Below are 22,477 nucleotides of genomic sequence, written 5' to 3' on the forward strand. Positions count from 1 at the left end.
CGGACCGGAATTGGCAAAGAGATTGTGACAGGAGGCAGCAGCGTGCAGGACAGGGCGGCAAAACTACCGGATCACGAAAAGGTCTATCGCAAGTTGCGCGAAATGATCCTGTATGGTGAGCTCACGCCAGGCCAGGCTGTGACCATCCAGGGATTGGTCGCAACCTTGGGCGTGGGGATGACTCCGGTGCGCGAGGCGATCCGCCGGCTGACCTCGGAAGGGGCGCTGGTGTTCCAGGGAAACCGCCGGGTCAGCGTACCCGAAATGGATGCCGAAGAATGGGAGGAGATCGCCTTCGCCCGCTTGACGATCGAGCCGGAACTGTCTCGTTTGGCTGTTGAAAACATGGGGGCTGAGGATATTTCACACCTTGTTTCCATCGATGACCAGCTCAACGCGGCAATCGACCAGGGGGATGTGCGCGGCTACCTCGAACACAATTATCGCTTTCACCGAGCGCTCTATGAATTGTCGGGGGCGCATGTGCTTTTGTCGATAGCGAACATGCTCTGGCTCAGGGGCGGACCCGGGCTGCGCGTGGTGCTGGGGCGCTATGGCACAGCCAATCTTCCTGACAAACATGCCGAGGCGCTGGCGGGTATGCGCGCCGGTCAGCCTGAGGTGGTGGCAGAAGCGATCCGGGGAGACATCCAACAGGGAATCGACACGGTGCGCGCCCACCTGCTGGGGGAAAAGGTTTGATCAAAATGCAGGCACCCCGTTGACAGTGCAATATTTGATCATATTCTGTGTGGAGCTTCGAAAACCGGCCCCACAGGAGTGCCTGCCATGAACAAGATCACGAATCATCTGCCCACCGCCGAGCTTCAGGCGATTGATGCGGCCCACCACATGCATCCGTTCACCGCCGGCGGTGAACTGGCCCAGAAGGGCACACGGGTCATCACCGGTGCTGACGGGATCTGGCTGCGGGACAGCGAGGGCAACAAGATCCTCGATGCCATGGCCGGGCTGTGGTGCGTGAACATCGGTTATGGCCGGGACAGCCTGGCCGATGTGGCGGCGCGGCAGATGCGTGAACTGCCCTATTACAATACCTTCTTCCAGACCACGCATGTGCCTGCGATCGCACTGGCTCAGAAGCTGGCGGAACTGGCGCCCGGCGACCTGAACAATGTGTTCTATGCCAACGGCGGCTCGGATGCGAATGACACCAATATCCGCATGGTGCGCACCTATTGGGCCGAGAAGGGCCAGCCGCAGAAAGAGGTGATCATCTCGCGCTGGAATGCCTATCACGGGTCGACCATTGGCGGCACTTCGCTGGGCGGCATGAAGGGCATGCACGGCCAGGGCAGCCTGCCGATCCCGGGAATCGAGTTCATCGACCAGCCCAACTGGTGGGCCGAAGGTGGCGATTCGGATCCCGAGGAATTCGGCCTCGCCTGCGCGCGCCAGCTTGAAGAGAAGATCAAGGATCTGGGGGAAGACAAGGTCGCGGCCTTCATCGCCGAACCGGTGCAGGGCGCGGGCGGGGTGATCGTCGCGCCGGACAGCTACTGGCCGGAAATCCAGCGCATCTGCGACAAATATGACATCCTGCTGATCGCCGACGAGGTGATCTGTGGTTTCGGGCGCACTGGCGAATGGTTCGGCAGCCAGTATTACGACATCAGGCCCGACATCATGACCGTGGCCAAGGGGCTCAGTTCCGGCTACGTGCCGATCGGTGCCTCGATCGTCTCGGACGAGGTCGCCGCCGTGCTGGCGGGCACCGAATTCAACCACGGCTATACCTATTCCGGCCACCCTGTGGCCTGTGCCGTCGCGCTGGAAAATCTGCGCATCCTGGAGGAAGAGGGCATCGTCGATCACGTCAAGAACGTCGCTGCACCCTACCTGGCCGAACAATGGCATTCGCTGGCTGATCACCCGATGGTGGGCGAGACCAGGATCGTCGGGTTGATGGCCTCGCTGGCGCTGGTGCCGAAAAAAGGCAGCCGCGCGCCCTTTGCCTCGGATGCGGGAACGGTGGGCCTCATGACCCGCGAGCGCTGTTTTGCCAACAACCTGATCATGCGCCATGTCGGCGACCGGATGATCATCGCCCCGCCGCTGGTCATTACGCCCGCGGAAATCGACGATCTCATCGCCCGCGCCCGCAAATCGCTGGACGAGGCCTATGAGAATGTCAAAAAGGCGGGGCTTCTGGTCGCCAAGCCGGAGTGACCCATGGATATCCTGACCGCGAATGACAGGGTGGGGGAGTTCCCCCCCTCCTGGTATGCCGCGACGGCCACGTCGCCGGCGCCCTATCCGGCGGCGGAGGGCGAGATGCAGGCGGACCTCTGCATCATCGGTGCCGGGTTCACGGGCCTGTCCGCCGCGCTCCATGCGGCGCGGGCCGGGTTGAAGGTCGTGCTTCTGGAGGCCCACCGCGTGGGTTTCGGCGCCTCCGGGCGAAATGGTGGTCAGGTGGGCACCGGCCAGCGGGTCGAACAGGACGCGTTGGAGGATATGGTCGGCAAGGACCGCGCCCGGCAGCTCTGGGATCTGTCCCTGGAAAGCGTGAAGCTGGTGCGTGACCTGGTTGCGGAATGCGCACCCGAGGCCGACTGGCGTGACGGCATCCTGCACACCGATCACCGCGCGCGTTTCGTGCCGCACAGCCATGATTATGCTCGGAAATTGCGCGATGAATATGGCTATGAGCTGATCCGCCCGGTGGGCCGGGAGGAATGCCGTCACCTCTGTGGCTCCCCTGCCTATCACGGTGGCACGCTGGACATGGGCGGTGGTCATATCCACCCGCTGCGCTTTGCCTTCGGACTTGCACGCGCCTGCGAGGCCGCCGGGGTGATGATCTGCGAGACCTCGCGGGTGAACGGCGTGGCCGAGGGCGACCCGGTGACGATCACCACCGACAAGGCGACGATCCGGGCGGGCCATGTGCTCTGGGCGTGCAACGGATATCTTGGCCATGCCCAGGGGCAGGTGGCCGCGCGGGTCATGCCCATCAACAATTTCATCGTCGCCACCGAACCGCTGGATGAACATGACGCGAGAAACCTGATCCGCGAGGGGCACGCGGTGGCCGACAGCAAGTTCGTCATAAACTATTTCCGCCTGTCCGAGGACAACCGCATGCTGTTCGGCGGTGGCGAGAGCTATGGCTACCGTTTCCCAAAGGATATCGTGGCGCTGGTGTCGAAACCGATGCTGGAGATCTACCCGCAGCTGCGCGGAGTCGAGATCGACTATGCCTGGGGCGGAACCCTGGGCATCACCCTGAACCGCATGCCGCATTTCGCGCGGCTTTCGGGCAATATCCTGACCGCTTCGGGATACTCCGGTCACGGCGTTGCAATGGCAACCCTGGGTGGCAAGCTTGCTGCCGAGGCGGTGGCGGGGCAGGCGGGGCGGTTCGACGTCATGGCAGAAGTGCCCAGCCCGCGTTTTCCGGGCGGGGCGACCCTGCGCTGGCCGCTTCTTGTGCTGGCAATGGTCTGGTTCGGCCTGCGCGACCGGCTCTGAGGCGTCGGGGAGGGGTTGCGCCCATTCCTCGAACCGCCTGCGGCGGTCTCGTCCTGGTCGCGGCAGGAACGCCGGTGCCCGGCGTGTCGCTGCGCTCCGTATCTTGCCTTCGGCGGGGATATTTTTTGAAGGGTCTACCACAGCTGAGCATCGGAGAACCTTGTGGAAAGATGAAAGGGGGAGCCGCATTCCGGGTGGCGTGCACCGTGAGGGGCGGGGTCTGACAAACTGTCCGACTTGACTGTTGCTATTGTCCCGGCCGCCCGGGGCCGCTATCTCTCCTCGGGATCAAAGGAGCGCGCGCATGGCCAATCGGGACGCACAAGAGGCCCAGGAACGGGAAAAGTCGAAACGCATTGGTGCGCTCCGCGGGCTGTGGCCCTTCATGCGTCCGCATCGCCTGATGATATTTGCCGCCTTTCTGGCGCTGGTCTTTACCTCTGCCATCTCGCTGATCCTGCCAATCGCAGTGCGACGGGTAATCGACGGGTTCGGCGAATCGACCGCCGAACTGCTGGACAGGTATTTCCTGTTTGCCCTGGCCGTGGCCGGGGCGCTCGCCGTGGGCACCGGGCTGCGCTACTACCTTGTGACGCGCCTGGGCGAACGGGTCGTGGCCGACATCCGCAAGGCCGTGTTCGACCGCGTCATCGGCATGTCGCCCACCTTCTTCGAGCGCATCATGACCGGCGAGGTGCTGAGCCGCATCACCACCGACACCACGCTGATCCTGTCGGTGATCGGCTCGTCGGTATCCGTTGCCCTGCGCAACGTGTTCATCTTCCTGGGCGGCATGGTGCTGATGTTTCTGACCTCGGCCAAGCTGACGGGGATGGTTCTGTTGATCGTGCCCGCCGTGGTGGTGCCGATCATCATCCTGGGCCGCCGCATGCGCGTTCTGTCCCGCGAGAACCAGGACTGGATCGCCAAGAGTTCGGGCAATGCGTCCGAGGCGCTGCTGTCGGTGCAGACGGTGCAGGCCTTTACCCATGAAGACCTGTCGCGCGCCGAGTTTTCGGACGTGACGGAAAAGAGCTTCGTCGCAGCGCGCAAGCGCATCACCACCCGCTCCGTCATGACGGTGATCGTCATTGCGCTGATTTTCTCCGGCGTGGTTGGCGTCTTGTGGATCGGCATGCGCGATGTGACTGCGGGCAATGTCTCGATCGGCGCACTGGTGCAATTCGTGATCTACGCCGTGATGGTCGCAGGTGCCGTGGGCGCTCTGTCCGAAATCTGGTCGGAATTGCAACGTGCAGCAGGGGCCACGGAACGTCTGGTCGAGCTTCTGAACGCCGAGGACAACGTGCAGGACCCGGCCCAGCCGAAATCCATCACCGCGCGCCCGGCCGGGGGGGTCAGCTTCAACAACGTCACGTTCCACTACCCGGCGCGTCCCGATGCGCCCGCGCTGCATGAAATCAACCTCAAGATCGCGCCGGGCGAGACAGTGGCGCTGGTCGGCCCTTCCGGCGCCGGCAAGTCGACGATCATTCAACTGATGCAGCGTTTCTATGATCCGGATCAGGGCAGCGTGACCCTGGACGGGGTGGACCTGAGCGAGATGCGCCGCGACGACTTCCGCCAGTACATGGCGCTGGTGCCGCAAGACGCGGTGATCTTCGCCACCTCGGCCCGCGAGAACATCCGCTTCGGTCGCCCCGAGGCTTCGGATGCCGAGGTCGAGGCCGCCGCCATGGCCGCCGCCGCGCATGAGTTCCTGGCCAAGCTGCCCGAGGGCTATGACACTTTCGTCGGCGAACGCGGTGTGATGCTGTCGGGCGGGCAGAAACAGCGCATCGCCATCGCCCGCGCCATCCTGCGCGACACGCCGGTGCTGTTGCTGGACGAGGCGACCAGCGCGCTGGACGCCGAAAGCGAACGCCTTGTGCAGCACGCGGTTGACGCCTTGGCCCAGGACCGCACCACCGTGATCGTAGCCCACCGCCTGGCCACGGTGAAGAAGGCCGACCGAATCGTCGTCTTCGACGAGGGGCGTATCGTCGCACAGGGCACCCATGACGAGCTGGTGACGCAGGGCGGGCTCTATGCACGTTTGGCAAAACTGCAATTCACCGAAGGACTTGCCGCCGAGTAAGCCCCGGTTTCCACGTTACGTCAGACTTGCGCGTCTGGGGCGAAGGCCCCACACTCCAACCCCAACAACCGCCCGAAAACAACGGGCCAGGGGAGGGAGTGAGCCATGTTTCCGTTCAATTCAGCGGCCGACCGGGACGCCGTTGCCAGTGAAATGCCGTGGGAGAAGCGTGAGAAGCCGGTCACGATGTATGGCCGTCTGAAGAAAACCGCTGACGAACACGGGTCGCGCCCGGCCGTGTCCTATCAGATCACCTCGGGCCCGACCGATGCGGTCGAGACCGTCACCTGGCAGGACATGCATGATCGCTCGGTTCAGGCGGCGAACCTGTTCCGCGCACTGGGGGTGGGTGAAACGGATGTCGTTGCCTACCTGCTTCCCAATGCGAACGAGACCTTCTATGCCCTGCTGGGCGGGTCCATTGCCGGGATCGTCAACCCGATCAACCCGCTGCTGAATGCCGAACAGGTCGCGGGCATTCTGCGCGAGACCGGCGCCAAGGTGCTGGTCACGCTGAAGAGCTTCCCCAAGACCGAAGTGGCCCAACTGGCTGCCGAAGCGGTCAAGATGGCACCGAATGTCAAAACGGTGCTGGAGATCGACCTCAACCGTTACCTGAGCTTCCCGAAAAACTGGATCGTGCCGCTGATCCGGCCGAAGAACCCGGTCGGCCACAGCGCCCGGGTCCTGGACTTCAACGCCGAAATGGCCAGGCAGAACACCACGCTGGATTTCGAAGACAGCCAGATCGACCGCGTCTGCGCCTATTTTCACACCGGCGGCACCACCGGCACACCCAAGGTCGCGCAGCACACCTATGGCGGCATGATGTACAACGGTTGGCTGGGCGCGAACCTGCTGTTCAACGCCGAAGACGTGATCATCTGCCCGCTGCCCCTGTTCCACGTCTTCGCGGTGCAGGTCATCTTCATGGCCGGGATCACCTCGGGCTGCCACATGGTCTTTCCGACGCCTGCGGGCTATCGCGGGGACGGGGTGTTCGACAATTTCTGGAAGCTGGTCGAACGCTACAAGGTCAGCTTCGTGATCACCGTGCCCACCGCCATCGCCGCCCTGATGCAGCGCCCTGTGGATGCGGATGTATCCTCGCTCAAGGTCGCTTTCTCGGGCTCCGCGCCGCTGCCGGTCGAGCTTTACAACCGCTTTCAGGAAGCGACAGGCGTGACCATCGTCGAAGGCTACGGGCTGACCGAGGCGACCTGCCTTGTCAGCTGCAACCCGCCGGGCGGCAACAAGAAGGTGGGGTCCGTCGGCGTGCCGCTGCCCTATACGGATGTGAAGATCGCCAACTGCGACACCGAGGGCAATATCCTCGAAGAATGCGATGTCGATGTGGTGGGAGAGATCTGCGTTTCGAACCCCGGTGTCTTCGTCGGCAACACCTATACGGAGACCGAAAAGAACGCGGGCCTTTATGCGGGGGGAACCCACCTGCGGACCGGTGATCTGGGCCGTATGGACGAGGACGGGTACCTGTGGATCACGGGGCGTGCCAAGGATCTGATCATTCGCGGCGGGCACAATATCGATCCGGCCGAGATCGAAGAAGTGCTGGCCGGACACGAGGCGGTCGCCTTCGTCGGCGCCATCGGCCAGCCCGACAGCTATTCGGGCGAGCTGCCCTGCGCCTATGTCGAACTGGTCGGCGGGGCCGAAGTCTCGGTCGATGAACTGATGGCCTATGCCAAGAAACACATCCACGAAAAGGCCGCCATGCCCAAGCATATCGAGGTATTGGACGAACTGCCCAAGACCGCCGTTGGAAAGGTCTTTAAACCCGATCTGCGCAAATCCGCGATTACCCGTGTCTACAACGCGGCGTTGGCCAAGGCGGGGCATCCGGCCGAGGTGGTCGAGGTGCTGGATGACAAGAAACGTGGTCTGGTAGCCCGTCTGCGTACCACCGGAGAGGTGGATTACGAGGCCGTCAGCCATACGTTGGGCGAGTTCACCCGGCCCTTCGAGTGGATGGAGTGAACCGCCGGGCTGCGGCGATCTGCCCGGTCGCGACTTGATTGCGACGGAAACCTTTGCCACCCTTGGCATGTTGACAAAGCGGAGGGTGGCTCATGTTTTTGACCAAGCTTGTTCGAAATGCAGTGGCGGTGGCCGTGGTTCTGGCCGCTCCTCTGGCAGCGTTCGCGCAGCCTTATGAGAACTACTATTTCGGTCACAAGGCCTGGACGGTTCACGTTGTGACCTTTGGCGACAACTCACTGGCCTGCCGGGCCCGCGTCAGCGAGCCGGGGACCAGCTTTGCGATCTGGGCGGACGGCTATTCGTCGGTCACGCTGGAGTTCCTGCGCTCCAACTGGGATTTCTACGAAGGGCGTGAGGACATCGTCGTGCAGATCGACCGGCGCGCCAGCTGGGATCTGACCGATGCGGACCTGTCCGGCGACCAGATCCTGTTCCAGCTGCCGGGCGGCAATGCCTCAGACCGGTTCCTGGACGAGATCGTGCGCGGCAACCAGGTCAAGCTGTATTCGAATGCGGGCGAGTTCGTGGAAGGCTGGTCGCTGGCAGGCAGCGCGGCCTCGATCGACAAGCTCATCGAGTGTACCCGCCGCCTGCGCTGAGGCGCAGACGGCAGGACGATTTCAAGGTATTCCCACGGCCAAACTGGCCGCAGGATGGCTGTTCGCCGGCCCGGCACAAACGGGGCCGGGCGCGCGGGGTCAGTGCATCTTGTCCGTCAGGTTGATCGACACGACCTGGTTGTCCACCCCGTCGATATGCATGACCCGGCCCGCCGCTTGCGCATCAAGCTTGCAGCGGCGTGCCCAGCGTGGCCAGCTGGCCGGGATCAGTCCCAGCACCTGCGATGCGCCCAGTTCACGCGCGGATTTGGTCATTTCGGTGATCAAATGCGCGTGGACCACCCGCCGGATCCGCTGCGGCGTGTCATGGGCGACGAAAACGCGGCTCGATTCCCAGATGTTTTCCGCCACCGGAGCCTCGTCATAGAGCAGGTCCGAGGGGATCGAGTCCAGCAGCCCCCGCTGCGCGTCGCGGATCATATAGGTGTAGATGCCGCAACGTGCCGTGGTGGGTGTCAGGCGAATGCCGGCCAGCACCTGGCCGAACTGATGCACCGCCACCCAACGGCTTGCGGGCGTGTCGTACTGGTCGAACTCCATGCCCATTGCCTCGGGCAGGTCCCAGTTGTTCTGAACAATGAATGACTGACGTCTAGCGCGAAGTAGATTCGCGAAAAGCTCGCCATGGTTGTGTATATTCTCGAAAGAGAGCGTCGTGGTCTGCATGGTTTAAGCCTCCAGCTTTGGTAAGGTTCCGGGTTCGGTCGTCCGTGGAAGGGTTCAGGCGCCCGGCTCAGATGAGCCGGTAATCCTTGGCGCGCTGAATGGCCTCCGCGGAGGTTCGAGCGAAGAGTTTGCGGCGCGCCGATGTCAGGCGCGCCTTGAGTGCGCTTTCAGAGATGCCCAGGCGTGCGGCTCCGGCGGCATATCGTTCGCCGGACCCCACGACTTTCAGCGCTTCGATCTCGGCCCCCGTCAGGTTGTCGGGCGGCTCGGTCTCGGTGTGGAGGCGAAGGATGATCCCGGAAAGTTCGGCGATCTCCTCGTCCGTGAATTCCCGGTCCGCCCTTGCGATCCCCGCCACGGTGCGGGACGTCATCGGCCCGCAGGAGATCGAGACCCCATAGACGAGCCCGAATTTCCGGGCCTCGGCCATGATGTCGAACGGATCCGGGATGTCGATATCGCTCCACCGTGTGGCTCCGGTGCGCGATATCCCCCAGGCAATCAGTGGGTCACGCAGCGCATAGGCGTGCTGCGTGTAGTGGTCCGTCCAGGCCTGTGGGTAGGTCTGGAAGGTCATCAGCGGGGCGGCAAAACGAATGTGAAGACCGACGAAATAGCCCTTCGGGGCCAATTCGCCCAGTTCGTTGGTCAGGTCCTCTATGTTCAGATTTTTCCCCATGATGGTTAAAGTCTAGGGACCATCGTGGAAGGGGCACAACCATAAATTGCGAGTTGACGCTGCGGATTCGACAGGAAATCGCAAACCTGAAAAATGTGTGTTTTTTTGAACCTAACTTAAAAGCTAGGGTTGTGTGGATAAGTTTCAACTTATCCACAGCGTTAAGGAAGGGTTCCCAAATTGCCTGTCTATTAAGATAGGTTAACAGGCCGAATCATATCCATTTTGCGAATGGGGTCAGGCAAGACTTTCTGCAATTTATGGTTGATGTCGGCGGCTGCTCCAGCACCTTCCGGAATACCGCCCTGGTGGTATTGCGACCATTGCTGCGGATTACATGATCGTCCGTCCGGACCCGGATGAGGCGCATCGTGAGATCAAGTAGGAACCGGCAGCGACCTTGAAGCCATTCCCCATGTCGCAAATTGTACGCGGAGTATTCCACGTGATACCGGAAGCTGTGAGTTTGGGGTGGTAACTTCACCATGCCCGTCGACTGACAGCGCGCATTTTTGCTTGCCAAAGCGTTTCTACTTGAACCTGAGACAGGTTTTTCTCGAAACGCTTTAGGTGGGCGGGCTGGCGGGCGATGTGAAATGGCACCAGGCCAAGTTCGTAAAAGAGCATTCAGCAGAGTTTGTACGGGATTTGTACCGATAGTTGCTGTGTTGTGCTGCAAGTTCCGGTGGTTTCGGGCGAAATCCGCCCCCAAGATGCCCTGGTGGTGCGGAAAAGCTGTTGGTTTTCAAATGGGGGATGGTGCCGCAGGGGAGGATTGAACTCCCGACCTCACCCTTACCAAGGGTGCGCTCTACCACTGAGCTACTGCGGCGGCGTGAGCGGGTATCTAGCTCCCCCGGCGCAGGGATGCAAGCGCAATCTGGACCCTTTTTTCACTCTGGGGTACAGAAGGGTTCATGAGCACATTCGACAAACCGAAAAAGCCAGTAAAACAAGCGCAATCGCGTGAGGATCGCCTGAAGGCGGCGTTGAAGGCCAACATGGGGCGGCGCAAGGCGCAGGCCCGCGTGCGCGCGGATAAACCGGATAACAGCAAAGAAGAGTGAGGCAGGTTAATGGATTCGATTGTGGTGACGGGCGGCGGCGAGCTGCAGGGAGAAATTCCGATCGCGGGGGCCAAGAACGCCTGCCTGACGCTGATGCCGGCCACGCTTCTGAGCGAGGAACCGCTGACGCTGACCAATGCGCCGCGCCTGTCGGACATCAAGACGATGACGATGCTGCTGGAAAGCCTGGGTGCGGAAGCAACCGCGATGCAGGGTGGCCAGGTGCTCGCCATGTCCAGCCACGACCTGACCTCGTCCCACGCGGATTATGATATCGTGCGCAAGATGCGTGCCTCCAACCTGGTGCTTGGCCCGCTTCTGGCGCGCATGGGCCACGCCGAGGTCTCGCTGCCCGGCGGCTGTGCCATTGGCGCGCGCCCGATGGACCTGCACATTCACGGGCTCGAGGCGCTGGGGGCCGAGATCGAGCTGCGGGACGGTTATTTGCACGCCAAGGCGCCGCGCGGCCTCAAAGGGGCAGAGATCAAGCTGAGTTTCGCGTCCGTCGGGGCGACCGAGAATATCCTGATGGCTGCGACGCTGGCCAAGGGCACCACCGTGATCCGCAATGCCGCGCGTGAGCCGGAGATCGTTGATCTGGCCACCTGCCTGCGTGCCATGGGCGCGCAGATCGAGGGCGACGGCACCCCGGAAATCGTTGTGCAGGGCGTCGACCGCCTGCATGGCGCCACCCACCAGGTTGTCACCGACCGGATCGAACTGGGCACCTACATGTTGGCCCCGGCCATCGCCGGGGGCGAAGTCGAATGTCTGGGTGGCAAGATCGAGCTGGTCTCGGCATTCTGCGAGAAGCTGGAGGCGGCGGGCATCCATGTCGAGGAAACCGCGCGCGGTCTGAAAGTAGCGCGCAAGAACGGGCGCGTGCGCGCGGTGGACGTGACCACCGAACCCTTCCCGGGCTTCCCCACCGACCTGCAGGCGCAGATGATGGCCATGCTCTGCACCGCCGAGGGCACCAGTGTGCTGCACGAAACCATTTTCGAAAATCGCTTCATGCACGCCCCGGAACTGACCCGGATGGGCGCCGACATCGAAGTGCACGGTGGCACGGCAACTGTGCACGGGGTCGACAAGCTCAAGGGGGCGCCGGTGATGGCGACGGACTTGCGGGCCTCGATCTCGCTAATTCTGGCCGGCATGGCGGCCGAAGGCGAAACCGTGGTCAGCCGCGTCTATCACCTTGATCGCGGCTATGAACAGGTTGTGCGCAAACTGTCCTCCATCGGGGCGAAAATCGAACGGATCAAGGAGTGACCGGGATGGTCGAAGACGCGCGGTTCGAAGACGGCGGCGAGGAGCCGCTGCGCCTGATGGCGGTGGATGCGGATGACCTGCAGGTTGTCTCGTCGCTGGTGCAGGATGCGGTGTTTCCGATCACCGAAATGGCCTGGCATCCAGGCCAGCGCCGCTTTGCCCTATTGCTCAACCGCTTTCGTTGGGAGGACAAGCCGGCGGCAGACCATCGGGGCCGCGCGGTAGAACGGGTCCAATCGACGCTTGTCATCGGTGATGTTGAAAAAGTGCAATCCCAAGGGGTGGATCGCAGCGACAAGGACATGGTTTTGTCGCTTTTGTCCATCTCGTTCGTGCCCGGAGAGGACGGTACCGGCCGCGTCGAACTGACGCTTGCCGGCGATGGCGCCATCGCGCTGGAGGTCGAGGCGCTGGATGTCACCTTGCGTGACGTGACCCGCCCCTATATTGCGCCCTCCAAGCACACGCCCGAACATCCGGAGTAAGCCATGCCCCTTCGCCTCTCGACCCAGGCCGCCGATTTCGCGGCGCGCTTTGCCGAGCTTCTGTCGATGAAGCGCGAGGACAGCCCGGATGTGGACGCCGTGGTGGCGGAAATCATCGCCGACGTTCGCGCGCGCGGGGATGCGGCAGTGATCGAGCTGACCTCGAAATTCGATCGGTTGGATCTGACCCCCGAGACGCTGCGCTTCTCCGAGGAAGAGATCGAAGCCGAATGCGCCAGGGTGTCTGCCGCTGATCGCGCCGCGCTGGAGCTGGCAGCCGAACGCATCCGCGCCTATCACATCCGCCAGATGCCTTCTGACGACCGCTGGACCGACGACACCGGGGCCGAGCTGGGCTGGCGCTGGTCGGCGGTTTCCGCGGCGGGACTTTATGTGCCCGGCGGGCTGGCAAGCTACCCGTCGTCCGTGCTGATGAACGCGATCCCGGCCAAGGTGGCGGGGGTCGGGCGGCTGGCCGTGGTGGTGCCAACCCCGGACGGGCAGGCCAACCCGCTGGTCCTGCTGGCCGCGCGCATCGCCGGTGTGGACGAAGTGTATCGCATTGGCGGGGCGCAGGCCGTGGCGGCGTTGGCCTATGGCACCAAAACCATTGCGCCGGTCGACAAGATCACCGGTCCGGGCAACGCCTTCGTCGCCGCTGCCAAGCGGCGCGTGTTTGGCAAGGTCGGCATCGACATGATTGCGGGCCCTTCCGAGATTCTTGTGATTGCCGACTCCGCGAACGATCCGGACTGGCTGGCGCTGGATCTGCTGAGCCAGGCTGAACATGACGAAAGCGCCCAGTCGATCCTGATCACCACGGATGCGGAATTTGGCGAGAAAGTTGCCGGGGCTGTTGAAAAACGCTTGGAAACCCTGGCACGGCGCGAGATCGCCGGGGCCTCCTGGCGTGACTTCGGCGCGGTCATTACCGTGGCCGACCTTGACGAGGCCGCAGAGCTGTCCAACCGCATCGCGCCCGAACACCTGGAGCTTTGCGTGGCCGATCCCGAGGCCCTGTCCGAAAAATGCACCCATGCCGGCGCCATCTTCCTGGGGCAGTATACGCCCGAGGCGATCGGTGACTATGTCGGTGGGCCGAACCACGTCCTGCCCACTGCGCGCTCGGCCCGGTTCAGCTCGGGCCTGTCGGTGCTGGACTTCCTCAAGCGCACCACGCTTGCCCGCATGACCCCGGCGACCCTTGCCGCCATCGGTCCCGTCGCCGAGACCCTCGCCATTTCCGAAAGCCTCGAAGCGCATGGCCTGTCCGTGCGTGCACGGCTCAACGCCCTGAACGAACAAGAAAAATGACCCATTGCATCAGCCATATCGAGATCGACGAGACCGGGCTTGCCGCCCCTACGCCCGCCATCGAGCAGGAGCGCAAGGTCGCGGTGTTTGACCTGCTGGAGGACAACAGTTTCGTGCTGGAAACACGCGGCGATCAGGCGGTTGCGGATGGCCCCTATCACCTGGGCCTCGCCATTCGCGAAAAGCGCCTGGTTTTCGACGTGGACACGGAAAGCGGCGATGATGCTGCCGAATTCCACATGTCGCTGGGCCCGTTCCGCCAGGTCGTGAAGGATTATTTCGCCATCTGCGAAAGCTATTTCGACGCGGTGAAGAAACTGCCGCCCAGCCAGATCGAGGCAATCGACATGGCCCGCCGCGGCATTCACAACGAAGGCGCGCGCGTGCTGCAGGAGCGGCTTGAAGGCAAGGCCGAGATCGACATCGACACCGCCCGCCGCCTTTTCACCCTCATCTGCGTATTGCATTGGGGCTGAGCGTGACCGGGGGCGAGCGTCCACAATCGGTTCTGTTTTGCTGCGACCACAACGCAGTACGGTCCCCGATGGCCGAGGGCATGATGAAAGCTTTCTACGGCCATGAAATCTATGTGCAATCCGCCGGTGTGCACAGCGAGCTGGAGGTCGATGGATTCTCGGTCGCGGTCTGTGACGAACTGGGCATTTCGCTGTCCGGCCATACCGTGCGCAGCTTCGACGATATGCGCCAGTGGGGCGATGACCTGTCCAGCTTTGATCTGGTCGTGGCCCTGTCCCCGGCCAGCCAGCGCCGGGCCCTGGACCTGACCCGTCACTACCACCTGGAGGTGGAATACTGGCCGATCATTGATCCGACGGGGCTGGGCAACCGGCGTGAGGAAAAGCTCGACGCCTACCGGGCTGCACGCGACCAGATTCGCGATCACATGATCCGCCGATTCGGAGCTCCGATCGAGGCATGACGCTTCCCGCCCTCCGGGCGGCGCTTTCGCTCTTGCCCGGTTGCGCGCCTGGCGGCACTCTGCCGCGCAACAACCGGGAGAGATCCATGAGCCGTGACACCATTCAGCGCTATTTCGAAGCTTTCAACGCGGGAGATACACCCGCCATGCTGGACTGCCTGTCCGAGGATGTGGCGCACCATGTGAACGAGGGCAGGATCCGCACCGGAAAGGCACTGTTTTCCAAGTTTTGTGACCACATGTCAGCCTGTTACAAGGAAAAGCTCACCGATATGGTGATCTTTGTCTCCGAGGACGGCCGCCGCGCGGCGGCGGAGTTCGTGGTCAACGGAACCTATCTGAATACCGACCCGGGCCTGCCCGAGGCGCGCGGTCAGAAATACGTCCTGCCAGCCGGATCCTTCTTTACGCTGGAGGGCGGCAAGATCACCCGTGTGACCACCTATTACAACCTTGCCGACTGGGAGCGGCAAGTCGCGTGACCCTGGACGTCCGCCCGCTGACCGGCACGGATCTGGAGCGCGTCCTGCCGGATGTCGCGCGACTGCGCATCAAGGTGTTCCGCGCCTGGCCTTACCTCTACGATGGCAGCTTCGACTATGAGCATCGCTACCTGCAGAGCTATCGCGACTCGGTGGGGGCCATTCTGGTCGGCGCGTTCGACGGCGACCGGTTGGTCGGCGCCTCGACCGGTACGCCGATGGAGGATCACGCGGAAGATTTCGCCGCCGCTTTCGCGGGGACGGGCCTTGCCTTGGGCGATATTTTCTACAACGCCGAAAGCGTGCTTTTGCCTGAATACAGGGGCAGGGGGATCGGCCATGCCTTCTTCGACGCACGCGAGGCCCATGCCCGCGCCCTGGGCCGCCGCCACGTCGCTTTCTGTAGCGTGGTCCGGCCGGAGGATCACCCGTTGCGGTCTGCCGATTACCGTCCGCTTGATGCCTTCTGGACCGGGCGCGGCTATCGTAAGCTCGATGGAACCCTCGCGCGGTTTGCCTGGAAAGATATCGACAAGCCCGCCGAGGACGAGAAACCGCTGCAATTCTGGATCCGGGACCTGGAGGAGACATGAGGTTAGCCGCCGCCGCCTATCCGATCGACTGGCATGACAGCTGGGCCAGCTTTGAGGACAAGATCAGCGCCTGGGTGCATGGGGCCGAAGCCGACCTGCTGGTCTTTCCGGAATATGGCGCGATGGAACTGGCGTCGCTCGCGGGCAAGGACATTTGCGCGAACGTGGAGGCCAGCCTGCACGCCGTGGCCGGGCAGATGGAGCGGGCGGATGGTTTGCTTATGCGGCTGGCGGCTGAAACCGGCAAGCATATCCTTGGTGGCTCCGGTCCCGTCTTTGCAGGCAACCGTCCGGTGAATCGCGCCACTTTCTTTACCCCGGACGGTCGGGCGGTCTCGCATGACAAGCAGATCATGACCCGCTGGGAGCGCGATCCGATGGACTGCCACGGCGGAGCGCCCTTGACGCTGATGGAAACGGCCCTGGGCAAGATCGGCGTGCTGATCTGCTATGACAGCGAATTTCCCCTGCTGGGCCGCGCGCTGATCGAGAAAGGGGCGGACATTCTGCTGGTGCCATCGGCGACCGAGGGCATGGCGGGCTATGCCCGGGTGCGCATCGGCGCCATGGCCCGCGCACTGGAAGGTCAATGTGTGGCCGTACATGCCCCGACGCAGGGCGATGCGACTTGGAACCAGGTGGTGGATGTGAACACTGGGGCGGCCGCCATCTATGGCCCGCCGGACAAGGGCTTTCCGGACACGGGCATCATCGCGCAAGGCCGCTTTGACACGCCCGGCTGGGTCACGGCCGAAGTCGATCTTCGCGCCATTCGCGAGGTACGCCGCGACGGTCACGTGTTGAACAAGACCCACTGGGACGAACAGGTGGGCCGCGACGGGCCGGTCAGGATTGAACGGTTGATCTGACCCGTAGCCAGGGCGGCGGGTGGCGCGCTTTCAGGAACTGTCGCAGCGGCGTGAAGATGATCACCGCAGCAATGCCGACAGACGCCAGGCACCAGATAGCCGGTTGTTCGTTCACATTGTCGGTAATCAGCCGCGCGGCAATCGGCCCGACCAGAAACTGGAACACCGTGATCCGCCAGGCCCCGTAGAAGAAGGGCAAGACGAAAACCGCAAGTCCATATCCCGACATGCCGTCACGAAATTGCCTCAGCAGCCAGTAGTCCGAGGTGGCCAAACCGTTGCCCCAGCTGTTGAGCGGCATCTCCCATGCCAGGTGCCAGTTGCCCTCGACCGTACAGAATTCTTCGCCACACATAATCCGCCAGGGTGCGCAGGTGCCGTTTCCCGTGAGCGGGGCCAGTTGCAGGATTGTATAGGCCGCCGCTACCGCGCACAGCGCGTACACCCAGCCCCGTGCGCGCAGCCGCGCGGCCTCGGGCAGGCAGGCCAGGGCCAGCGCGTTGAAGAAGAACGGTTGCAACGCGATATGGCCATAACTGAACATTGTCAGGTACTTGTTCGCGGGCAATCCGCATTGGCCGATTACCGGATAGCTCAGAGTCTGCACGACTTCCATGATCGAAAAGAAGCTCAGGGTAAGCCAGAAGGCCGGCGGATCTCCGCGCCGGGCCGATACGGCGGAAAGGGCGAACCCGCCGACCGCCAAGGTGGCCGAGACTTCCATGTTCCAGCACATAGGGACTTTCCACCGGCTGTTTTCTGGTCACTGACATAACGTTAACGTGTAGCGTCCGGCGGAGCAACTCGCCAAAAACGTGTGGCAATTTGCGCCGCCGCAACCACCTCATGACGCTATGAAGCCGCAGCCTACCCTTTTCCCTTGAAAATCCCCCGTTTCGGGGCCATTTAGGGGGCGCCCGCGACCCGCGGGTGTGAAAACAGGAGTGAACATGGCCAAGGAAGAACTGCTCGAATTCCCCGGTGTCGTGAAGGAACTCCTGCCGAACGCGACATTCCTGGTCGAGCTGGAGAACGGCCATACGATCATCGCGCACACGGCAGGAAAGATGCGCAAGAACCGCATCCGCGTTCTGGCTGGCGACAAGGTCCAGGTCGAGATGACCCCCTATGATCTGACCAAGGGTCGGATCAACTACCGCTTCAAGTAAGCGCAACCGATGCCGCGTCTGATCCTCGGCTCGGGCAGCCCGCGCCGGGCCGAACTGTTGGGCCAGCTTGGCCTGACAGCGGACGAGGTGCGTCCGCCCGATGTGGATGAAACGCCGCGCAAGGGCGAACTGCCGCTGCACTACTGCCGCCGCATTGCCGGTGCCAAGGCCGACGCGATGGATGTCGCGGCGGATGAGGTCGTGCTCTGCGCGGACACCACCGTGGCCCTTGGCCGCCGCATCATGGGCAAACCCGCCGATGCGGGGCAGGCGGCGGAGTTCCTGCTGGCGCTTTCCGGGCGCCGTCACCGCGTGATCACTTCGGTCGTGGTGCGCAACACAAAGGGACGTTGGGCGCGCGACGTGGTGACAAACGTGAAGATGAAGCGCCTCTCGGATGATGAGCTGAACGCCTATCTCGCCTCGGAGGACTGGCGCGGCAAGGCCGGGGCCTATGCCATCCAGGGGCCGGCCGGGGCCTTCATCCCGTGGATCCAGGGCAGCTATACGTCGGTCGTGGGCCTGCCGGTCGCGGAAACCGCCGCTCTGCTGAAAGCGGCGGACTATCCCGTTTATGGAGGCTGGTCATGAAAGGCCGCGTGATTGCTCTGGATGAATTGAAGGGCCGCCGTGTCGCCGTCCTGATCGAGGATGGCGTGGTCGAGGATCTTCTGATCGACGGACCGGACGACAGCTTTGCCCCGGGCGCGATCCTGCGCGGCATCTGCGATCGCCCGCTGAAGGGGCAGGGGGGCATGATGCTGCGCCTGCCCGATGGCCAGACCGGATATCTGCGCGGGGCGAAGGGGCTGAAGCCTGGCCAGGCGCTGCTGGTACAGGTCACTTCGCGTGGTGAACCGGGAAAGGCCGTGCCGGTCAGCGACCGCGTACTGTTCAAGAGCCGTTTTGCCATTGTCACCCCCGGAGCGCCCGGCCTGAACATCTCGCGTGCCATTCGCGACGACGAAGAGCGCGTGCGCCTGCATGAGATCGCCGTCGACCTGATGGGCGAGGCCGCCGAAGGGCTGATCCTGCGATCCGCGGCCAAAGGGGCGTCGGACGAGGAGGTCGCGGGCGACATTGCCGGGATGCTGGAGCTTTCCCGTGCGGTCAGGGAAGATGCCGAGGGCCGCGAACCCGAGCTGCTGGTAGACGGCCCCGACGCGCACCTGCTGGCCTGGCGGGATTGGCCGCGGCCTGACCACCTGGACGAGGGGGGCTTCGCCGCCCACGATATCGAGATCACCCGCTGGCTCGCCCCGCGTGTGGGTCTGCCCGGCGGCGCATATGCCTACATCGAACCGACCCGCGCCCTTGTGGCGGTGGATGTGAACACCGGTTCCGACACCAGCCCCGCCGCCGGGCTGAAGGCCAATATCGCGCTGGCCCGGGTGCTCCCGCGCGAACTGCGCTGCCGCGGCCTGGGCGGCCAGATCGTGGTCGATTTCGCCCCCATGCCCAAAAAGGAACGCCGCCAGCTCGAACAGATCCTGCGCGCCTCTTTCCGCACCGACGGAATCGAGACCTCGCTGGTCGGCTGGACCACGCTGGGCAATTTCGAACTGCAACGCAAACGTGAACGCCTGCCACTGGGCGACACCCTGTCGGGGAGCTTGCCATGACCTGCCCGATCTGCGCGAAAGACAGCGATCCGGAATACAGCCCCTTCTGCTCACGCCGCTGCGCCGACGTCGACCTGGGCCGCTGGCTGAACGGCAGCTACGCCATTCCGGCAGTGGCCCCCGAGGACCTTGAAGAGGCCGCCGAAGAGCTCGCAAAAGAAACTCGCCGCCCGCACTGAAAAAGATGATATTTACTCTGGACACCCCCGGCCGCCACGACTAGAAACCCGCTACCCGAACGATGAAACGTTCACCCGTGCCCGGGTAGCTCAGGGGTAGAGCAGTGGATTGAAAATCCTCGTGTCGGTGGTTCGATTCCGCCCCCGGGCACCAAAATACTCAAAATACTGACGTAATATCAGTCGCTTAGTAGCGGTTGAGTCTCTGTAGCCCCACTAAAAGCCCCACTTCATCGCATTGTTGCACGGGCATCGCGAACGGCTGGAAGACTTGGTCCTTTAGGCCTTGAAGCACATCCACCACGCGGGCGTGGTTAAGGTTGGCGCTGCTGAACGAGCCCAAGGCAAAGAGGCGGCCTTCGTCGATGACACCTTGAGGGATTACGTTTTGGCTCGTCAGCATTGGAAGAATTTCGAAAACACGATTTAATTGCATGGGACATGGTTAGCCCAATGCCTTATCCCAGAGAAGCGTGCAAATTGCCGTCTCAAAATTTCTCTCTTCCTAATGACTTTAACTAAATCGGTCACGTTTTCGCTGCTCTATTGGGCAAAAGTCGCCTTTGCCTCGCGTGATGACTTGACATAAATCGGTCTACTCCTCGCGTAATGACTGGAATTAAATCGGTTCAGGCTGCTTTTTATAGAGGTGCGAAAAACCTCGTTCCGCCTTTTTTAAGGGCTGGGAAAAACCTTTTAACGGGAAAAGGGCGAGATTAACCCGCCCTGATCAATTGTTCCCGTCTGGAACATTACTTCACCACGGCTTGGACCAGTGCCAAATCTGGCACATTTCATCTCCTCCCTCCGGCCTTCCACTCAGCTTGGCGCAGCTTTTCCAGCTTCATGAAGCCCTCTCTCAAGCTATCTATCAGCGTTAATAGGGCATGCCGAAGCTCTGTGCCCACGTCTTTCAACTGGTCATAGGCCAAAAGGTCCAAAGCAATGGCTGTACCTTGCATTCTGATCAGCAAGGCGTCTGTGTCGTCGGTTGCGGATGTGAATTCATGATTGATGCTCATTGAGTGCCCTCCCTCAATTGGGCCTCAATCGCGTCAAGGTGAGCCTTGAGGGCCGTGCGTATGGCCCACGACGCATTCTGCACCGATTGGTAATCGACTTGGCTTGCGTCCGTGACCGTCATGAAATCTAGAAAGGCAAGTGCCAGGCCGATGCCGTCAATCTCGCATGAGGCCATCTCTGGGGCTTCGGGGTGAACAGTGGTCATTGTGCGTCTCCTACGGTTTGAAACGCCCAGCGCCCCGCTGCTATTCGGGTGCCTGGGCAACAACGGGTTAGCAGACCGCCCGTAGAAGCGGCAGACCCGAAGGTCTCCCATTGCGCCCAGACATAACGAAACCGCACCAAATGGCGCGGCCTTTGGGGCCTACGTGTGGACGGGCTGCTAATCCCGACGACAGTTTTTTGCTGCCGTATGGAAAATATGAGGAGGCCGGGCCTGGATTGCAAGGGGGCGATTTCTGCGCTGATCAGGCCGAGTTTGGATTTCAGGTTTTATCAGGTTCTGAAATGGGTGTTTTGGTGCCGCAACATGTCAGGTTTTGTCAGGTTCAGGCAGCCTGTTCCAAGGCTGAATCTGCCCGGATCTGACCGGGGATAAATCGGCCGTTCCTCTGGGGGATATGGTATATCTATATATGGCAGGATTTTCCGACACGATGAGGGGCCTATTTTGGGCAAAAGCGGTAGGATTTTCCGACATTTGAAAATTCAAAGGCGGGGTTTTCCGACACCCCCTGTAGGATTTTCCTGCCAAGAAATGTCGGATTTTCCTACGGGGCTTTTGTTTTTTGATCGGCCTTCCATTTCATGAAATCCTTGGTGGCTGGGGCGCCGTTCAAGGGCTCTTCGGTAAGGGCGTATGTGGCAGATTGGCCGACCCCGCTAGGACCGAGGCAGTGGCCCTTGGTGGTCACTATGAAGCCTCGATCGGACAGGGTTCGAAAGTACCCGGCGGCAGTGTCCCGCCCGACGCTCAATGCATCTGAGGCGTCTCTATGGCTCAGATAGATCTCGCCGTTGTTGCCGCCTCGGAACTGTCGTTTGAGCTCAATGTATAGGGCCCTCGGTCCCGGCTTCATGCTGCTCCACGCCTCTGAGGCGAGAAGCCACTCAGGCAGTTGAATCCAACGTCCTGAGCGGCGTTTCTGACCCTTGTAGGGCTTCCTACTCATCGTGGGCGGCTCCTGCCTCCTGGACGCGGTCTAGAAGCACGTATCGGGCGTGTGTGCCCGGATAGGGGCCTTCGTGGCGTTCATGGACAGTTTCAACCGCTATGCCGGCGCCTCGAATGTTGTGGACGTATCCAGACCAGCGAGGCGCCGGGTTCGAGACTGGTGTGCAGCCTGCCGTACCAGCCTGGATAAGCTGGCGGAGCGCCCAAGCGTTGCGGCCCCTCAAGGTCACTTCGAATTGTTCGCCACCAGTCTCTGGGACGACGCAGAAACGCATTGCCTGTGTCATGGCATTTCCTTTGCTCATAATGGGCGCAACGGTTATGCTCATTGGTACAACCCCAAAAGAACAGAACCCGCGCCCATAACCTCATGGGGCGGGTTTTTCTTTATGCGGCTGTGGTGGTCAGTCCGTTGAGCCATTCGGCCAGATCGGCCTCGCGCCAAGCCACGGCACGTTTGCCGAGACGCACGGGGCGGGGGAACTCGCCTTCATCCATCATGCGATAGATCGAGGTGCGGCTCAGTCCGGTGAGGGCTTCCACTTCGGGGCGGCGGAGCAACTTCTGTGTCATGCTGTTTCCTTTCCGTAAGCGGTGCGTCGACCCCACACTTTTGCGCTGACGCTTGATCTGCGATTCAGAGGCTTCTTTGATGTGTGAGGAGTTTCTCGATGGGAGCTATAAGCGAGTTTCTGGCAAGTGTGCCGCGTCGGGCGGATGGCAAGC

General features: G+C 62.2%; 26 protein-coding genes and 2 tRNA genes. 20 read left to right on the forward strand and 8 right to left on the reverse strand.

The features are described 5' to 3' along the window. Positions 1–42 precede the first annotated feature (42 nt). The 6 genes from Q1V43_RS00705 to Q1V43_RS00730 all read left to right on the forward strand — a co-directional run bounded on the left by Q1V43_RS00705 (position 43) and on the right by Q1V43_RS00730 (position 8,193). Positions 43–702 (forward strand): GntR family transcriptional regulator, encoded by a 660-nt coding sequence (locus tag Q1V43_RS00705; protein ID WP_300512890.1) that lies wholly within the window; start codon positions 43–45, stop codon positions 700–702. Positions 703–789: 87 nt separating this feature from the next. Further along, positions 790–2,190 carry an aspartate aminotransferase family protein gene (locus Q1V43_RS00710; protein ID WP_300512892.1) on the forward strand — a complete coding sequence of 467 codons (1,401 nt, stop codon included), beginning with the start codon at positions 790–792 and terminating at the stop codon, positions 2,188–2,190. A 3-nt stretch (positions 2,191–2,193) separates the two neighbouring features. Beyond that, on the forward strand, positions 2,194–3,495 hold the full coding sequence (locus tag Q1V43_RS00715; RefSeq protein WP_300512894.1) for an FAD-binding oxidoreductase: 1,302 nt from the start codon (positions 2,194–2,196) through the stop codon (positions 3,493–3,495). A 304-nt stretch (positions 3,496–3,799) separates the two neighbouring features. Then, the gene (locus tag Q1V43_RS00720) at positions 3,800–5,593 is read left to right on the forward strand and encodes an ABC transporter transmembrane domain-containing protein (protein ID WP_300512896.1); all 1,794 of its coding nucleotides are present in this window, start codon (positions 3,800–3,802) and stop codon (positions 5,591–5,593) included. Between the two features lie 105 nt (positions 5,594–5,698). Beyond that, positions 5,699–7,591 carry an acyl-CoA synthetase gene (locus Q1V43_RS00725; protein ID WP_300512898.1) on the forward strand — a complete coding sequence of 631 codons (1,893 nt, stop codon included), beginning with the start codon at positions 5,699–5,701 and terminating at the stop codon, positions 7,589–7,591. A gap of 92 nt (positions 7,592–7,683) precedes the next feature. Next, positions 7,684–8,193: a hypothetical protein gene (locus Q1V43_RS00730; protein WP_300512900.1), complete on the forward strand. Its 510-nt coding sequence runs from the start codon at positions 7,684–7,686 to the stop codon at positions 8,191–8,193. A gap of 99 nt (positions 8,194–8,292) precedes the next feature. Here Q1V43_RS00730 and Q1V43_RS00735 read toward each other — a convergent pair whose 3' ends face one another. From Q1V43_RS00735 to Q1V43_RS00745, 3 genes are all read right to left on the reverse strand, one after another. Further along, on the reverse strand, positions 8,293–8,880 hold the full coding sequence (locus Q1V43_RS00735) for an acyl-homoserine-lactone synthase (RefSeq protein WP_300512902.1): 588 nt from the start codon (positions 8,878–8,880) through the stop codon (positions 8,293–8,295). A 67-nt stretch (positions 8,881–8,947) separates the two neighbouring features. Continuing rightward, the gene (locus Q1V43_RS00740; protein ID WP_300512905.1) at positions 8,948–9,559 is read right to left on the reverse strand and encodes an autoinducer binding domain-containing protein; all 612 of its coding nucleotides are present in this window, start codon (positions 9,557–9,559) and stop codon (positions 8,948–8,950) included. A gap of 757 nt (positions 9,560–10,316) precedes the next feature. Then, positions 10,317–10,391 (reverse strand) — tRNA-Thr (locus Q1V43_RS00745). A gap of 85 nt (positions 10,392–10,476) precedes the next feature. Between Q1V43_RS00745 and Q1V43_RS00750 the strand changes: the two genes are divergently transcribed. From Q1V43_RS00750 to Q1V43_RS00790, 9 genes are all read left to right on the forward strand, one after another. Further along, positions 10,477–10,626, forward strand: a complete 150-nt coding sequence (locus Q1V43_RS00750) for a hypothetical protein (RefSeq protein ID WP_300512907.1) — start codon at positions 10,477–10,479, stop codon at positions 10,624–10,626. A gap of 9 nt (positions 10,627–10,635) precedes the next feature. Beyond that, a complete protein-coding gene (gene murA, locus Q1V43_RS00755) occupies positions 10,636–11,901 on the forward strand; it encodes a UDP-N-acetylglucosamine 1-carboxyvinyltransferase (RefSeq protein WP_300512909.1) in 1,266 nt (421 codons plus the stop codon). A gap of 5 nt (positions 11,902–11,906) precedes the next feature. Then, on the forward strand, positions 11,907–12,386 hold the full coding sequence (locus tag Q1V43_RS00760) for a DUF2948 family protein (RefSeq protein ID WP_300512911.1): 480 nt from the start codon (positions 11,907–11,909) through the stop codon (positions 12,384–12,386). A 3-nt stretch (positions 12,387–12,389) separates the two neighbouring features. Continuing rightward, on the forward strand, positions 12,390–13,700 hold the full coding sequence (gene hisD, locus Q1V43_RS00765; protein WP_300512913.1) for a histidinol dehydrogenase: 1,311 nt from the start codon (positions 12,390–12,392) through the stop codon (positions 13,698–13,700). Beyond that, positions 13,697–14,176, forward strand: coding sequence for a UPF0262 family protein (locus Q1V43_RS00770; RefSeq protein ID WP_300512915.1), 480 nt, complete (start codon positions 13,697–13,699; stop codon positions 14,174–14,176). The genes hisD and Q1V43_RS00770 overlap by 4 nt, the downstream gene beginning before the upstream one ends. A 68-nt stretch (positions 14,177–14,244) precedes the next feature. Further along, complete coding sequence (locus tag Q1V43_RS00775) at positions 14,245–14,640, forward strand: low molecular weight phosphatase family protein (protein WP_300512917.1); 396 nt, start codon at positions 14,245–14,247, stop codon at positions 14,638–14,640. A gap of 86 nt (positions 14,641–14,726) precedes the next feature. Continuing rightward, complete coding sequence (locus tag Q1V43_RS00780; protein ID WP_300512919.1) at positions 14,727–15,122, forward strand: ketosteroid isomerase-related protein; 396 nt, start codon at positions 14,727–14,729, stop codon at positions 15,120–15,122. Continuing rightward, positions 15,119–15,715, forward strand: a complete 597-nt coding sequence (locus tag Q1V43_RS00785; protein ID WP_300512921.1) for a GNAT family N-acetyltransferase — start codon at positions 15,119–15,121, stop codon at positions 15,713–15,715. Before Q1V43_RS00780 ends, Q1V43_RS00785 begins: the two co-directional genes overlap by 4 nt. Beyond that, the gene (locus Q1V43_RS00790) at positions 15,712–16,584 is read left to right on the forward strand and encodes a carbon-nitrogen hydrolase family protein (RefSeq protein ID WP_300512923.1); all 873 of its coding nucleotides are present in this window, start codon (positions 15,712–15,714) and stop codon (positions 16,582–16,584) included. The genes Q1V43_RS00785 and Q1V43_RS00790 overlap by 4 nt, the downstream gene beginning before the upstream one ends. Here Q1V43_RS00790 and Q1V43_RS00795 read toward each other — a convergent pair. Then, the gene (locus Q1V43_RS00795; RefSeq protein WP_300512925.1) at positions 16,562–17,320 is read right to left on the reverse strand and encodes a DUF5765 domain-containing protein; all 759 of its coding nucleotides are present in this window, start codon (positions 17,318–17,320) and stop codon (positions 16,562–16,564) included. The genes Q1V43_RS00790 and Q1V43_RS00795 overlap by 23 nt on opposite strands. Positions 17,321–17,534: 214 nt before the next feature. Here Q1V43_RS00795 and infA point away from each other — a divergent pair, with 214 nt between their 5' ends. The 5 genes from infA (at position 17,535) to Q1V43_RS00820 (ending at position 19,708) form a co-directional block, all read left to right on the forward strand. Beyond that, complete coding sequence (infA, locus tag Q1V43_RS00800) at positions 17,535–17,753, forward strand: translation initiation factor IF-1 (RefSeq protein WP_008186030.1); 219 nt, start codon at positions 17,535–17,537, stop codon at positions 17,751–17,753. A 9-nt stretch (positions 17,754–17,762) separates the two neighbouring features. Further along, a complete protein-coding gene (locus tag Q1V43_RS00805; RefSeq protein ID WP_300512927.1) occupies positions 17,763–18,344 on the forward strand; it encodes a Maf family protein in 582 nt (193 codons plus the stop codon). After that, positions 18,341–19,375, forward strand: a complete 1,035-nt coding sequence (locus tag Q1V43_RS00810) for a ribonuclease E/G (protein WP_300512929.1) — start codon at positions 18,341–18,343, stop codon at positions 19,373–19,375. The genes Q1V43_RS00805 and Q1V43_RS00810 overlap by 4 nt, the downstream gene beginning before the upstream one ends. Continuing rightward, the gene (gene yacG / locus Q1V43_RS00815; RefSeq protein WP_300512931.1) at positions 19,372–19,554 is read left to right on the forward strand and encodes a DNA gyrase inhibitor YacG; all 183 of its coding nucleotides are present in this window, start codon (positions 19,372–19,374) and stop codon (positions 19,552–19,554) included. The genes Q1V43_RS00810 and yacG overlap by 4 nt, the downstream gene beginning before the upstream one ends. Before the next feature lie 79 nt (positions 19,555–19,633). Further along, positions 19,634–19,708 (forward strand) — tRNA-Phe (locus tag Q1V43_RS00820). A 33-nt stretch (positions 19,709–19,741) separates the two neighbouring features. Here the strand turns inward: Q1V43_RS00820 and Q1V43_RS00825 are convergent. The 4 genes from Q1V43_RS00825 to Q1V43_RS00840 all read right to left on the reverse strand — a co-directional run bounded on the left by Q1V43_RS00825 (position 19,742) and on the right by Q1V43_RS00840 (position 22,324). Further along, the gene (locus Q1V43_RS00825) at positions 19,742–19,990 is read right to left on the reverse strand and encodes a hypothetical protein (protein WP_300512933.1); all 249 of its coding nucleotides are present in this window, start codon (positions 19,988–19,990) and stop codon (positions 19,742–19,744) included. A 358-nt stretch (positions 19,991–20,348) separates the two neighbouring features. Continuing rightward, positions 20,349–20,576 (reverse strand): hypothetical protein, encoded by a 228-nt coding sequence (locus Q1V43_RS00830; RefSeq protein WP_300512935.1) that lies wholly within the window; start codon positions 20,574–20,576, stop codon positions 20,349–20,351. After that, positions 20,573–20,782, reverse strand: coding sequence for a hypothetical protein (locus Q1V43_RS00835; protein ID WP_300512937.1), 210 nt, complete (start codon positions 20,780–20,782; stop codon positions 20,573–20,575). Before Q1V43_RS00835 ends, Q1V43_RS00830 begins: the two co-directional genes overlap by 4 nt. A 1,356-nt stretch (positions 20,783–22,138) precedes the next feature. After that, entirely contained in the window at positions 22,139–22,324 is a 186-nt protein-coding gene (locus Q1V43_RS00840; RefSeq protein ID WP_300512939.1) for an AlpA family transcriptional regulator, read from the reverse strand. Positions 22,325–22,477 lie beyond the last annotated feature (153 nt).

The organism is Aliiroseovarius sp. (assembly GCF_030148435.1).
Classification (GTDB): Bacteria; Pseudomonadota; Alphaproteobacteria; order Rhodobacterales; family Rhodobacteraceae; genus JASBTN01.